General features: G+C 36.0%; 15 protein-coding genes. 14 read left to right on the top strand and 1 reads right to left on the bottom strand.

All coding sequences use genetic code 11. From position 1 onward, the window contains the following. Positions 1–19 precede the first annotated feature (19 nt). From ACS127_RS05025 to rsmI, 12 genes are all read left to right on the top strand, one after another. Positions 20–931, top strand: coding sequence for an ABC transporter permease (locus tag ACS127_RS05025; RefSeq protein WP_440897338.1), 912 nt, complete (start codon positions 20–22; stop codon positions 929–931). A 106-nt stretch (positions 932–1,037) separates the two neighbouring features. Then, positions 1,038–2,876, top strand: coding sequence for an oligopeptide ABC transporter substrate-binding protein (gene opp4A, locus ACS127_RS05020; RefSeq protein ID WP_440897337.1), 1,839 nt, complete (start codon positions 1,038–1,040; stop codon positions 2,874–2,876). A gap of 117 nt (positions 2,877–2,993) precedes the next feature. After that, entirely contained in the window at positions 2,994–3,167 is a 174-nt protein-coding gene (locus tag ACS127_RS05015; protein WP_440897336.1) for a sigma factor G inhibitor Gin, read from the top strand. A 244-nt stretch (positions 3,168–3,411) separates the two neighbouring features. Further along, entirely contained in the window at positions 3,412–4,041 is a 630-nt protein-coding gene (tmk, locus tag ACS127_RS05010) for a dTMP kinase (protein ID WP_440897335.1), read from the top strand. Between the two features lie 26 nt (positions 4,042–4,067). Further along, positions 4,068–4,397 carry a cyclic-di-AMP receptor gene (locus tag ACS127_RS05005; RefSeq protein ID WP_440897334.1) on the top strand — a complete coding sequence of 110 codons (330 nt, stop codon included), beginning with the start codon at positions 4,068–4,070 and terminating at the stop codon, positions 4,395–4,397. A gap of 123 nt (positions 4,398–4,520) precedes the next feature. Beyond that, positions 4,521–4,961 (top strand): YaaR family protein, encoded by a 441-nt coding sequence (locus ACS127_RS05000; RefSeq protein WP_440897333.1) that lies wholly within the window; start codon positions 4,521–4,523, stop codon positions 4,959–4,961. A 158-nt stretch (positions 4,962–5,119) separates the two neighbouring features. After that, positions 5,120–6,106 carry a DNA polymerase III subunit delta' gene (holB, locus tag ACS127_RS04995; RefSeq protein WP_440897332.1) on the top strand — a complete coding sequence of 329 codons (987 nt, stop codon included), beginning with the start codon at positions 5,120–5,122 and terminating at the stop codon, positions 6,104–6,106. Positions 6,107–6,112: 6 nt separating this feature from the next. Then, a complete protein-coding gene (locus ACS127_RS04990; RefSeq protein ID WP_440897331.1) occupies positions 6,113–6,940 on the top strand; it encodes a PSP1 domain-containing protein in 828 nt (275 codons plus the stop codon). A gap of 15 nt (positions 6,941–6,955) precedes the next feature. Next, positions 6,956–7,300, top strand: a complete 345-nt coding sequence (gene yabA, locus ACS127_RS04985) for a DNA replication initiation control protein YabA (protein WP_440897330.1) — start codon at positions 6,956–6,958, stop codon at positions 7,298–7,300. Between the two features lie 434 nt (positions 7,301–7,734). Next, entirely contained in the window at positions 7,735–8,472 is a 738-nt protein-coding gene (locus ACS127_RS04980; protein WP_440897329.1) for a tRNA1(Val) (adenine(37)-N6)-methyltransferase, read from the top strand. Then, on the top strand, positions 8,462–8,725 hold the full coding sequence (locus ACS127_RS04975) for a GIY-YIG nuclease family protein (RefSeq protein WP_440897328.1): 264 nt from the start codon (positions 8,462–8,464) through the stop codon (positions 8,723–8,725). The genes ACS127_RS04980 and ACS127_RS04975 overlap by 11 nt, the downstream gene beginning before the upstream one ends. 1 nt (position 8,726) lies before the next feature. Further along, on the top strand, positions 8,727–9,599 hold the full coding sequence (rsmI, locus tag ACS127_RS04970) for a 16S rRNA (cytidine(1402)-2'-O)-methyltransferase (protein ID WP_440897327.1): 873 nt from the start codon (positions 8,727–8,729) through the stop codon (positions 9,597–9,599). Positions 9,600–9,701: 102 nt separating this feature from the next. On the opposite strand, the gene ACS127_RS04965 is transcribed toward rsmI, so the two are convergent. Next, the gene (locus tag ACS127_RS04965; protein ID WP_440897326.1) at positions 9,702–9,980 is read right to left on the bottom strand and encodes an AbrB/MazE/SpoVT family DNA-binding domain-containing protein; all 279 of its coding nucleotides are present in this window, start codon (positions 9,978–9,980) and stop codon (positions 9,702–9,704) included. 337 nt (positions 9,981–10,317) lie between these two features. Here ACS127_RS04965 and metG point away from each other — a divergent pair, with 337 nt between their 5' ends. Further along, positions 10,318–12,267 carry a methionine--tRNA ligase gene (gene metG, locus ACS127_RS04960; RefSeq protein WP_440897325.1) on the top strand — a complete coding sequence of 650 codons (1,950 nt, stop codon included), beginning with the start codon at positions 10,318–10,320 and terminating at the stop codon, positions 12,265–12,267. Positions 12,268–12,600: 333 nt separating this feature from the next. Continuing rightward, entirely contained in the window at positions 12,601–13,131 is a 531-nt protein-coding gene (locus tag ACS127_RS04955; protein WP_440897324.1) for a DUF4269 domain-containing protein, read from the top strand. The last annotated feature ends 186 nt before the right edge of the window (positions 13,132–13,317 follow it).

The raw sequence follows: 13,317 nt of genomic DNA, 5'->3' as shown, positions 1-13,317 counted from the left end.
CGAGAAAGGAGTGAGATCCATGGCAGAAATCAATGTAGATGTAGATGTTAAAAAGGAAAAGAAAGCCAACAAAAGTCAGAGTGGCTTAAATATCCTTTGGCGCGAAATTGTTCGCGATAAATTAGCGTTAGTGTCATTAATCTTTTTTGTGACCATTACCGTGGTTGTTTTTACGATTTCAGGTGTTTTAGATTTAGATCAAATTGTTCGAGTCGACTTGTTTTCTATTCACCAAGCACCGAACAACGAATTTTGGTTAGGAACCGATTATGGGGGACGTGATGTCTTTGGTCAATTGATCGTGGGGACACGGAACTCTTTATGGATTGGATTTATTGTTACTTTCTTAACCGGAATGATTGGCGTGATCTTCGGATTAGTAGCCGGTTATTTTGGGGGGCATGTCGATAACGTCATGATGCGTATTCTTGATTTCTTTCAAATCTTACCGTTTCTGATGATCGTAATTGTCTTTGTCGCAATTGTGCCGAGTTATAGTACAATGGCCTTTTCACTGATCATGACCGCCTTTTTATGGATGGGGATTGCCCGGTTAGTTCGGTCAAAAGCCTTACAAGAACGGGAGTTAGATTATGCCCAAGCGTCCAAGACCTTGGGGACCTCGCAGTGGAAGATCATGTTTGGGCAAGTGCTGCCAAATTTAAGTTCGTTAATCATCGTGACGATGACATTGAATTTGGCAGCTAATATTGGGTTAGAGTCAGGCTTATCCTTTCTGGGCTTTGGCTTTCCAGAGTCAACACCGAGCTTAGGGACGTTATTAAGCTATGCGCGAAACCCACAAACCTTAGAATACCGCTGGTGGATTTGGTTACCCGCAGCGATTCTGATTTTCTTATTAATGCTTAGCGTTCGAAACGTTGGAGAAGCGTTAAAACGGGCGACAGATGCCCGTCAACGTCGAGGCTAAGTGTCATATCTATTGAGATTGATACCTACATCTTAAAAAGATGTTAAGTATAAATAGTCAACAATTCATGTTGATAAAACACATAAAATAATGGGGAGGTTATTGTATGACAAGAGGTAGCATGTCAAAAGGTCTTTTTGCACTAATGTTATTGTTAGTACTTGTGTTAGCAGGTTGTAATAATGATGGAGACTCAGAAAGAGAACTCGCTTCTATTGATGACTTTGAACACATGAAGACAAATGAAGGGGAAGCGATTGAAGGTGGAACGCTGAATTTTGGTTTAGTGTCAGATACACCATTTGAAGGAACATTAAACTATAACTTCTATTCTGGTAACCCAGATGTTCAGATTATCGATTGGTTTAGTGAGAATCTACTTGCTTTTGATGAGAACTATAATTACACTCAAGAAGGCGCTGCCACTTTTGAAGTAGACGAAGATGATCAATCGATTACATTTACAATTAATGATGCCCTAAATTGGCACGATGGGGAGCCAGTTACGGCAGAAGACTGGGCCTATGCTTATGAAGTTGTTGGGCACCCAGACTATGATGGTGTTCGTTATACACAATCATTGAGTAGTGTTGAAGGAATGCCAGAGTATCATGATGGAGATGCTGATGAAATTTCAGGTATTGAAATTATTGATGATAAGACAATTAAATTCACTTATCATGAATTTACTCCATCCCTATTAGCAGGTGGAGTTTGGGCTTATCCATTAGCAAAGCATATTTTTGAAGATATTCCAATTGAAGATATGGCATCGTCCGATGCTGTTCGTCAAGAACCTATTGGCTATGGACCATTTAAAGTAGAATCGATTGTTCAAGGTGAAACAGTCACGATGGTGAAGAACGAAGACTATTGGCAAGGTGAACCAGCACTTGATGGTGTCAACGTTCGTGTAATTAATCCAAACGTGGTTGTTCAATCGTTACAATCAGGAGAAGTAGATGCGGTGAGTACATTCCCACCTGACCAATATTTGGATAATGCAGATATGTCAAATGTGGAATACCTAGGTATAATTGATAATGCCTATACGTATATTGGCTTTAAACTAGGTACATGGGAAGATGGCGAAGTACAGCCTGATCCTGATGCGAAAATGGCTGATGTCGACTTGCGCCGTGCGATGTGGCATGCGGTAGACAATGAAACACTAGGAAATCAATTCTATGATGGACTGCGTTGGAATGCGACAACCCTAACGCCACCTTCACACCCAGATTATCATGATGAAACGATTGAAGCACCGACTTATGATCCAGATCTGGCTAATGAAATTTTAGATGAAGCAGGATATACGTATGCTAATGAAGATGATGATTATCGTACAGATCCAGACGGTAATGAATTAGTAATTAATTTTGCTTCCATGTCTGGTGGAGACACAGCTGAACCAATCGCTCGCTATTATATGCAAGCATGGGAAGAAGTCGGCTTAAATGTTCAACTATTAGATGGACGCTTGCAAGAATTTAATACATTCTATGATCGTGTCGAAGCTGATGATCCTGATATTGATATTTACCAAGGTGCTTGGGGCGTAGGATTTGATGTGGATCCTTCAGGTTTATATGGTCGAAATGCAGCCTTTAACTATCCACGCTTTGCAAGTGAAGAGAATGACAGATTATTAGCAGAAGGATTATCTGAAGATGCCTTTGATGTAGAATATCGTCAAGAGGTGTATAGCGAATGGCAAGAGCTTATGGTTGAGGAAATTCCAGTTTTCCCAACTGTATACCGTGCTATTTTAGTTCCAGTTAATAATCGTGTTCATAATTATGGAGCTAGCTTTGATAAGTTCCCAGAGGCTCAACGCCATCAAATTGCAGTGACACAAGAAGAACCATTTGTTGCTGACCAAATTGATGAAGTAGAAGAAGAACCAGAGCCAGAAGGCGAAGAAGACGAAGCAGACGAAGAATAGAATAATTAAAGGCAGAAACTTTGTTAGACAATTCTAGCAGGTTTCTGCTTTTTTTCTACTATTTAAATGTATAGATTCCACTTCATTCGGTGAAACTAGTAAATGGAGGTGGAGCCGATGAATTATTGTCATATTTGTGATACAAATCAAGCAAAGGGGATATTTATCTATGATTTATACATTTGTGAGAGTTGTCAGACGAAGATAGTAGCAACTGATCCAGAAGATCCAAATTACCGTTTTTTTGTTAATAAATTAAAGCGAATCCAAAAGTCCCCGTTAAATAGTTAAATGTTTAAGTCTCATATTCTTTTAATTAAAAGAATATGAGACTTTTTTACTTTAGGTAGTATATATTTACAGCTTCAAAAATTTAGTGGAAGTTAAGAATTATCTGAAAGATCATTAATATTTTAGCTTAAACATGCTACAATAATAGGAGAAGTATCAATATGCTTAGTTAGTGACGACCTGTGTGTAGATCCATCTTATTAATGGAAGGCTCACCTCAGGAATGGTTAAAGGAGAATATATGGTGAGAGGATATTTTATAACATTTGAAGGTGGCGAAGGAGCTGGGAAAACCTCAGCATTAGCTGGTGTTGCTGATCAATTAATTAAGCGAGGTTATCCCGTTATGGTCACACGAGAACCAGGAGGAATAAAAATTTCCGAAAAGATTCGTGACATTCTTTTAGATAACTCAAATATAGAAATGGATGCACGAACAGAAGCATTACTGTATGCTGCAGCAAGACGTCAACATCTCGTTGAAAAGGTCAAGCCTGCGTTAGATGCTGGTAAAATTGTTTTATGTGATCGATTTATAGATAGTAGTTTAGCATATCAAGGTTATGCAAGAGACTTAGGAATAGAAAATATCTATCAAGTTAACCAATTCGCGATTGAACAATTTATGCCAGATTTAACTTTATTTTTTGATATTGAACCGAAAAAGGGATTAGCAAGAATCCAAGCCAATCAGACCCGTGAACAAAATCGATTGGATGTTGAAGACTTATCTTTTCATCAAACGGTCTATGAAGGCTATCAAATACTAAAGAAACGTTTTCCGGTACGTATTGAAACGATTGATGCAGAGAAATCATTAGCAGATGTTATTGAAACAGCGTATCAAAAAATTTTGTTGCATATAAATGAGTAAGAATATTATTCAGGAGGCGACTTGAAATGAAGTTAATTTTAGCTGTTATTGAGGATAAGGATAGTAGTCGGTTGATTGATGCACTAAGCAAGAAAGAATTCAAAACAACCAAGTTATCATCAACAGGTGGTTTTTTAAAAGAAGGAAATACAATATTAATGATTGGTTGCCAAGATGAGTATGTTGATCAGGCACTTGACATTATTAAACGGAATTCAAGTCAACGTGAGCAAATGGTGGCCCCTATTTCTCCAATGGGTGGGAATACAGACTCTTATATCCCTCAGCCAATAAATATCGAAGTCGGCGGGGCGACTGTTTTTGTATTGCCTGTCGATCAATTTCATCAATTCTAACTTGTTTAACAGAGGCTTTCGACTTATAAGTGGTAATATGAAACTTATGTAAGTTAGCATAGGAAATTCAAATGAAATGATACTGAGGCATGATTAATAATAATTTAAAGGATGTATAATATTGTGAAAATTAATAAAGAGATTCGCTCACAAGTTGATGCAACTAAACTGAATCAACCAATACCAAAGGCAAAAGGTTTATCTTTTGATGCAATGGTCATGACACAAGCTGAGAAACTACAAGGCTATGAGCTGGAACTCCTTATGAAGGAAATTACTAGCCAAGGTGAGAAGCTTGCACGTTATCGTACGCTTCGTGAATTAGCAAAATATAAACGTTTTGTTAAAGCTTTCATAAAAGAGGCAGTTAATTTTGGATTAGATATCTCTCATTCACATACATTCAACTTGAATGGAAATAGTCGTCGATTATTAATTGTTAAACAGATTGACGAACAATTAATTGCTTTAACAGAATCAATTGTCGAACAAGAAAAGCGTTCTATTGATTTACTTGATATGATTGGAGAAATTAAAGGTTTATTAATTAATTTGTATTCATAAACAAATGACACTCCTGTGATTTATGCTAAAATAGAATATAACAACGAAAGAGAGAAATCGTCACGTTGATTTCTCTCTTTTTACACTATGACTATAATATTAATAATCAAAGCAAAAGCTTTTTAAACATGTTTAAAACTAATTTGGGGGTGCCATGGATGAAAAGTTGGACAGATATTTTAGATCGACAGCCAATTGCTACGAAAATGCTGCGACGAATGTTGATTCGTGGTCGGATAGCACACGCTTATCTAATCCAAGGTGATCCGGGAACAGGTAAAGAAGCATTTGGCTATTTATTAGCAAAAAGCTTATTTTGTAAAGAGATAAATGAAGGTGAGCCTTGTCATCAATGTAACGAATGCAGGCGAATTGATTCAGGTAATCATCCAGACGTTCATTGGATTCGTCCAGATGGCGCTTCAATTAAGAAAGATCAAATTGCCCATTTACAAAAAGAGTTTACTTATACAGGCTTAGAATCAAATCAAAAGGTTTATCTCATTTCACATGCCGATTTAATGACAACAAATGCAGCTAATCGATTATTAAAATTTTTAGAGGAACCTAGTCAAAAAACAACGGCTATTCTCATGACAGAAAATAGTCAAGCGATACTTGATACGGTTAAGTCAAGGTGCCAAACCATTACACTAATGCCGTTATCATCTCAATCTATTCAAGAAGCCTTACAGGAAGAAGGTATCTTACCAGAAAATGCTCGATTATTTTCAGTCGTTATGCCAAATCTTGAACAAGCACGAGCGTTAGATCAAGATGAGTGGTTTGCGCAGGCACGAAAGTTAGTGGTACAATTAGTAGAGATACTCCAATCTAAACCGGATGAGACTTTATTATTTATACAGAAGCAATGGATGGAGCATTTTTCAGATCGAGAAAAACTTAGCTTTGGCTTAGGTTTATTAATGTATTGGTTTAAGGATTTAATCTATTTACAGATTGATCAAAAAGAGGCTATCGTTTTTCAAAGTTATTTAAAAGAACTCGAAAAGTGCGTCTGGCATTGGTCAAAAAATGAAACAACACAAATTTTAGCTTTTATTTTAGAAGCCAAACGACATATAATGCAAAATGTCCATCCCACCCTAGTCATGGAGAAATTAACACTGCGAATGCAGAGGTGATTATAGATGGTAGAAGTTATTGGTGTTCGCTTTAAAAAGGCGGGCAAAATATATTATTTTGATCCTGATCAGCTAGTTATTGAACAGGAGCAGTACGTTATTGTGGAAACGTCACGAGGCATTGAATTTGGTAAGGTTGTGATTGCCAATAAGTCTGTTGACATGGAAGACGTTGTTTTACCTTTAAAAAAGGTTATTCGTATTGCAACAAAGAAGGATAAGTGTACGGTAATAGAAAATAAGAAAAATGCTGAAGAAGCATATCAAGTATGCTTTGATAAAATTAATGAGCATCAACTTGATATGAATCTTGTTGACGTTGAGTATACATTTGATCGGAATAAAGTTATTTTTTACTTTACAGCTGATGGTCGAATAGATTTTAGAAATTTAGTTAAAGATTTAGCTTCTATTTTTAAAACGAGAATTGAGTTACGGCAAATAGGTGTGAGAGACGAAGCAAAACTACTAGGTGGAATTGGTCCGTGTGGTCGAATGCTGTGTTGCTCAACATTTTTAGGTGATTTTGAACCGGTTTCTATTAAAATGGCAAAGGATCAAAATTTATCTTTAAATCCGGCAAAGATCTCAGGGTTATGTGGTCGTCTTATGTGCTGTTTAAAATATGAAAATGACGATTATGAAGAAGCGAAAAAACAACTCCCCGATTTGGGTGAAAAGATCCAGACACCTATTGGTGAGGGTAAGGTTGTTGGTTTAAATATATTAGAACGTGTTATTCAGATTGAAGTTATTGAGAAAGAACGTGTGGTTGAATACACATTAGATGAATTAATTGAACAAGGTGTTGTTGATTTAATGACCATGGAATGATGAGGTGGTAGTGCCATGAACAAAAAGGAAGTGTTCGAGCAAGTATCAGATATGGAAGAACAGATTGGTCAACTTTACCAACAATTAGGTGATTTAAAGGGACATTTAAAAGAACTTTTAGAGGAAAATCATCGGATCACAATTGAGAATCATCATTTACGCCAACGTTTAGATAAAGAAGTTGAAGTGGCAGAAAAAAATGATATTCAACAAGATAGTCATGCTAGTGTTATTGGTGAAGGTTATGATAATTTAGCACGACTATACGAAGAAGGATTCCATATCTGTAATATTCATTTTGGAAGCCCTAGACAAGATGAGGATTGTCTATTTTGTTTACAGTTTTTAAATAAAAAATAGACATTTTATCATCAGATAAAGACTGGCTTTTGGAGTAAGAAGCGAAACGTCATTTAGGACAAGACTTGTCTTCAACTAAATGGCAGTTGATTACACTCTCAAAAACCAGTCTTATTTATAAGATAAATAAAAATGTTTAGTCTGTTAGAGATATCTTACTCTTTCTTATAAGGCCTCATCAGTTGAAGCATTACCACAGCAGGAAAAATTCATAATATTTTGGAGGGTATGGGTGTTAGTCCAATAGTCTCATGTTGGAAGAGATTTGAACCATCCTCTAATTTAAGTAACATTACAGTATCCCTCTTATTGGGGGACTTCTTGAGCATATAGTGCCATTTTCTTTATGTGATGTCTAACTGACAAAGCCTTTCTTTTTTTTATTGAACAAGTTAAACATAAATTGGAATTATATTATGGTATGGAGGTTAAGAATGGTAAGTCTAGTAGGTGATGAGCGTTTCGATTATCTATTTACGGATCAATCGATGCAAATTATTCAAAGCCCAACAGTTTTTTCGTATTCAATTGATGCTGTTTTGTTAGCTGATTTTGCATCTCTTCCATTAAAAAGAGGGAAAATTATTGATCTTTGTACGGGAAATGGTGTCATTCCGCTACTGATGAGTAAGTTCACTCGTGTACCGATGATTGGTGTGGAAATTCAAGAACGATTGTATGATATGGCATGGCGAAGTATTCGACATAATAATAAAGAAGAGCAAATCAAGATGATTCATGGTGACCTAAATGATATGCCGCGTTATTTCGGTAATGATAAATTTGACCTTGTTACCGTGAATCCTCCTTACTTTAAGACGGAACATCGAAATCAATTAAATAAAAATGATCATCTGACCATTGCAAGACATGAAATGTTAGTTAACCTTGAAGAGGTCATTCAAACATCGAGTCAATTAGCTAAATCAGGTGGAAAGGTGGCCATGGTTCATCGGCCAGGACGGCTTGTTGATCTGATTAGTTTGATGCGAACTTATAAGCTTGAGCCAAAACGGATCCGATTTGTTTATCCTAGAGAAGGGAAAGAGGCAAACATTTTGTTAATTGAAGCCATTCGTGATGGAAAGGCTGATTTAAAGTTATTGCCGCCACTCTATGTCTTTAACGACGATGGCAGTTATACAAAGGAGTTGCATCAACTTGTCTACTGAGCATGGTATTTACATCATCGAATGTAAAGATGGATCGTTATATACGGGTTATACAAATCATTTAGCTAATCGATTACGAATGCATGAGTTAGGGAAAGGGGCAAAGTATACAAGAGGCAGAGGCCCATTTAAATTACGCTACTATCAAGCATTTGAAACGAAGGAAGCTGCGATGCAAATGGAATATAAGATCAAAAAAATGCCTCGCGAGAAAAAGGAAAAAATAATTCAGGAACAAAAAATAGGTGAGTAGATTGAAAACACAAAAAAGTTATCAGGATAATAGTGAGATAGGTATTTTATATATTGTACCCACTCCAATTGGAAATTTAGAGGATATTACAATTAGAGCATTAAATACATTAAAACAAGTTAACCTCATTGCAGCAGAGGATACACGTCATACTAAAAAAATACTTACCCATTTTGATATTCATTGTCCGCTTACTAGTTATCATGAGCATAGTCAGCAGTCAAAGCTAGTGTATCTATTGAATGAACTGAAAGCAGGTAAGCAAATTGCTTTAGTGAGCGATGCAGGAATGCCAGGTATTTCAGATCCGGGTACATTATTGATTCAGGAAGCAATCCAAGCGGAGATAAATGTTGTCGTTTTGCCAGGTGCAAATGCTGCTCTGTGCGCATTAATAGGATCAGGATTAGCAACAGATCATTTTTATTTCTATGGTTTTTTACCGAAAAAAAACAAAGAACGCAAAAAAGCTTGGCAAGACTTAAAAAGGCAACAAGCAACAGTGATCTTGTATGAGTCACCTTATCGGTTAAAAGCGACTTTAAACGATATAAAAGCGAACTTGGGGAATCGAAGGGTCGTGATTGCCCGAGAATTAACGAAAAAATTCGAAGAGTATATTCGAGGAACAGTTGAAGATGTACTGAACTGGGCAGAAGAAGGGACGGTAAAGGGAGAGTTTTGTCTTATTATTGAAGGAGCTATAGATCCGGTTGGCACTGAACAATTATGGTGGGGGGAACTTTCTGTCATTGAACATGTCGATCATTATATTGAAGCAGAACAGTTAACGAGTAAAGAGGCCATAAAAAAGGTGGCTCAAGAGCGGGAAGTAGCAAAGCGAGAGGTTTATCAACAATATCATCTTAATTGATTAAAAATAAAAAAGAGAGCGCTTCTAAAATTGCTCATAAAAGTTAGACAAACATCTAAAATTTTGAGCTTATTTAGATGATAGACTCTCTTTTCAGTGTACTTATTTGTCCAAAGTACGGTTAATTTCGTCAACCAATGCTTTGGCACCTTCTGGACTTAAAACAAGTTTACCTTCAGCCAGGGATAGGTTATCATCAGAAATTTCACCAGTAATTTGGCAAGTCATGCTTGGTTTATATTTTTGCAAGATGATACGCTCATCATCCACATAAATCTCCAAAGCATCTTTTTCTGCAATACCTAATGTGCGTCGTAATTCAATGGGTATAACAACACGTCCTAACTCATCAACCTTGCGTACAATACCTGTAGATTTCATCGTTTTCTCCCCTTTAACGTATATTCGGCATATTTCGACAATACCTAAATAGAATATACCAGTAATTTCAATATGTGTCAATCAAAAAAACCAATTATATTATATTAAAGGGAAAAATTATACTTAAAATACTTAATGTGATTTTTGGATTTATTAAATATGGAATGAATGAATTTAAATATGGAAAAGATGGATAAAAATAAGCTTATCATCAATGATTAGATGGAAAAATAATTGTAAAACCGTTACAATGTAAAAAGAATAGTTAGTCAAACTAAACATTCATTAAGCGCATTCTTATTTTATATAGGATTTGAACCATTTAGGAGGACATAGAATGACAGATAAAAATACCTTTTATATCACAACACCTATTTATTATCCAAGTGGTCATCTACACATTGGCCACGCCTATTCAACGGTTGCAGGAGATGCAATGGCACGTTATAAACGATTGCGTGGTTATGATGTGATGTATCTTACTGGAACGGACGAACATGGTCAAAAGATTCAAAAGAAAGCAACTGAAGCGGGCGTAGAACCGCAGGAGTATGTCGATGAGATTGTCAGTGGGATTAAAACCCTTTGGGATAAATTAGACATATCGTATGATGATTTTATTCGAACGACGGAACCGCGTCATAAACAGATTGTTGAGCAGATTTTTGCTCAATTGCTTGAACAAGGCGATATTTACCTTGACCAGTATGAGGGATGGTATTGTACATCTTGTGAATCCTTTTTTACTGAACGCCAACTCGTAGAAGGTAACTGTCCAGACTGTGGTGGACCGGTTGATAAAGTAAAAGAAGAATCTTATTTTTTCAAAATGAGCAAATATGTTGATCGTTTATTAGCCTTTTATGAGGAAAATCCTAATTTCATTCAACCTGAAAGTCGTAAAAATGAAATGATTAACAACTTTATCAAGCCAGGTTTAGAAGACCTTGCAGTGTCTCGAACGACGTTTGATTGGGGAATTAAAGTACCAGGCGATCCAAAACATGTCATCTACGTTTGGATTGATGCACTATCAAACTATATTACCGCATTGGGCTATGGAAGTGACGATGATCAGCTTTACCAAAAATATTGGCCAGCTGATGTTCATTTAATGAGTAAAGAGATCGTTCGATTCCATACGATTTATTGGCCGATTATGTTAATGGCTTTAGATTTACCATTGCCTAAGCAAGTTTTCGCCCATGGATGGATTTTAATGAAAGATGGGAAAATGTCGAAGTCAAAAGGAAATGTTGTTGATCCGGTTTCATTAATTGATCGCTATGGTTTAGATTCATTACGTTACTATCTATTAAGAGAAGTACCGTTTGGTTCTGATGGTGTCTTTACACCGGAGGGATTTGTTGATCGAGTCAATTATGATTTAGCTAATGATTTAGGTAATCTGCTTAATCGAACAATTGCCATGATTGATAAATATTTTGCTGGTGAAATTCCAGCCTTTAATCCTGGAGAAGATCAATATGATGAACAGTTAGAAGCTTTTGCAGTGAAAACGATTGAGGACGTTGAGCGTGCAATGGATAAAATGGAGTTTAGTGTGGCACTTTCAACGATTTGGCAATATGTGAGTCGAACCAATAAATATATCGATGAAACACAACCATGGGTACTGGCAAAGGATGAGCAAAATAAAGCCCGTCTTGGAAATGTGATGGCTCATTTAGCAGATGCTCTCCGTCGAATAGCAGTATTGTTGCGGCCGTTTTTAACTGAAACCCCTGAGGCGATCTTGGCTCAACTTGGTCTTCAGGGTGATCAGTTTAAAGCATGGACTAGCTTACCTGAGACAAATATCATTGTAAAAGGGACAAAAGTGAATAAAGCTGATCCGATTTTTCCACGATTAGATATCGAAGTAGAAGTAGAGACAATTAAGGAAATGATGAAGCAATCTACACCAATAAAAGAGTCAAATGTTACGCCATTTAAAGACGAGGTCGCTTTTGATGACTTTTTGACTCTTGATCTACGCGTCGCAGAAGTGATTAAGGCAGAGAAAATGAAAAAAGCTGATAAATTACTAAAGATTTATGTTGATTTAGGCGAGGAGAAACGTCAAATTATTTCCGGTATTGCAGAATACTATCAACCTGAAGATCTAGTTGGAAAAAAAGTCATTGTTGTGGCGAACTTGAAGCCAGTAAAATTAAGAGGAGAGCTATCACAAGGGATGATCTTAACCGGTGAAGATTCAGAAGGAAACTTATCATTAACAACCGTATATGATGCTAACTTGCCAAATGGTTCTGTTGTAAAATAATATAGATCTTTATTAAGAAGCTGTTGCACAATGCAGGATATGTTGTGCAACAGCTTTTTTATCGGTATTAGGAATGTATTTGAAACATTCTATCCCCTATTTTTTGACTTGCAATTTTGCTTGAAACCCCGAATAGATGTGCTCTACTTTCTACTCAACTTTTTTTAGCTAGAGGTTAAAATTGCGAACGGATTTCGATATTCATACAAATGATTACCATATTAAAGGTTAAGTTACTCGAAAAAAATTGTCACAAGATGTACATTATACATTTCGCAGCAGCCTCTTTTTTCACGAGTAGTTTGTTTTTAAAATTTCAAGAGGTGTAATGATATGATTGATGCAATGAATATGATTAAGAATGGAAATAAAAAACAGAAAAGTGCATATAAAGTAATGAAAAACTTAAATATTTTACAACAGTTTTCAGCAGCAAAGCCTCTTCTATGTGGAACAATTCCATTAGCTATTGATCATGAAAAATCCGATTTAGATATTGTGTTAGAAGCAGAAAATTTAGATGAACTTGCTTCAAATCTAAAAGAGGCTTATGGGCATTTTGAAAAATTCACACAAAAGAGAATCATAGTACGAAATCAAGATGTTCGATTAACTCATTTTTTCTTTGCCGGTTTTGAGTTTGAATTGTTTGCTCAGAATCGCCCCACTAAAGAACAAAATGGTTACTTGTATATGGTGATAGAATATCACATACTGCAAAATAAGCCGGAATGGAAGAAGATTATTCGACAAATGAAAAAAGATGGTCTAAAAACAGAGCCAGCTTTCTCTGTTCTATTAAAGTTAAATGGAGATCCATATGAAGCACTCATTAAATATGGAAAGGAAAAACAATATATTTAGATGTTACTCATGACATCAAAAAGAAAATTATGACTCAATTATTTGGAGGAAGGATTGTAAATACTGACTATATTATGATAAACCCGAGAAATTAAAATAAGGAGCCATCAATGAAAGGTAATTCAAAACTCGAGATAGGTAGGATTTATATTTTTGGGGAACAGTGTTAGTATAGTTTAATGAACC

Source organism: Amphibacillus sp. Q70, assembly GCF_052055485.1.
GTDB lineage: Bacteria > Bacillota > Bacilli > Bacillales > Amphibacillaceae > Amphibacillus.
This window is presented reverse-complemented; position numbering and strand designations above follow the sequence as displayed.

What these genes read in the sequence shown, in the direction of transcription:
- ACS127_RS04955 (WP_440897324.1), top strand. Translation starts at nt 12,601, where the DNA reads ATGATTGATGCAATGAATATGATTAAGAATGGAAATAAAAAACAGAAA.
- holB (WP_440897332.1), top strand. Translation starts at nt 5,120, where the DNA reads ATGAAAAGTTGGACAGATATTTTAGATCGACAGCCAATTGCTACGAAA.
- ACS127_RS04990 (WP_440897331.1), top strand. Translation starts at nt 6,113, where the DNA reads ATGGTAGAAGTTATTGGTGTTCGCTTTAAAAAGGCGGGCAAAATATAT.
- ACS127_RS04965 (WP_440897326.1), bottom strand. Translation starts at nt 9,980, where the DNA reads ATGAAATCTACAGGTATTGTACGCAAGGTTGATGAGTTAGGACGTGTT.
- ACS127_RS05025 (WP_440897338.1), top strand. Translation starts at nt 20, where the DNA reads ATGGCAGAAATCAATGTAGATGTAGATGTTAAAAAGGAAAAGAAAGCC.
- ACS127_RS05005 (WP_440897334.1), top strand. Translation starts at nt 4,068, where the DNA reads ATGAAGTTAATTTTAGCTGTTATTGAGGATAAGGATAGTAGTCGGTTG.
- ACS127_RS04980 (WP_440897329.1), top strand. Translation starts at nt 7,735, where the DNA reads ATGGTAAGTCTAGTAGGTGATGAGCGTTTCGATTATCTATTTACGGAT.
- ACS127_RS05015 (WP_440897336.1), top strand. Translation starts at nt 2,994, where the DNA reads ATGAATTATTGTCATATTTGTGATACAAATCAAGCAAAGGGGATATTT.
- metG (WP_440897325.1), top strand. Translation starts at nt 10,318, where the DNA reads ATGACAGATAAAAATACCTTTTATATCACAACACCTATTTATTATCCA.
- opp4A (WP_440897337.1), top strand. Translation starts at nt 1,038, where the DNA reads ATGACAAGAGGTAGCATGTCAAAAGGTCTTTTTGCACTAATGTTATTG.
- yabA (WP_440897330.1), top strand. Translation starts at nt 6,956, where the DNA reads ATGAACAAAAAGGAAGTGTTCGAGCAAGTATCAGATATGGAAGAACAG.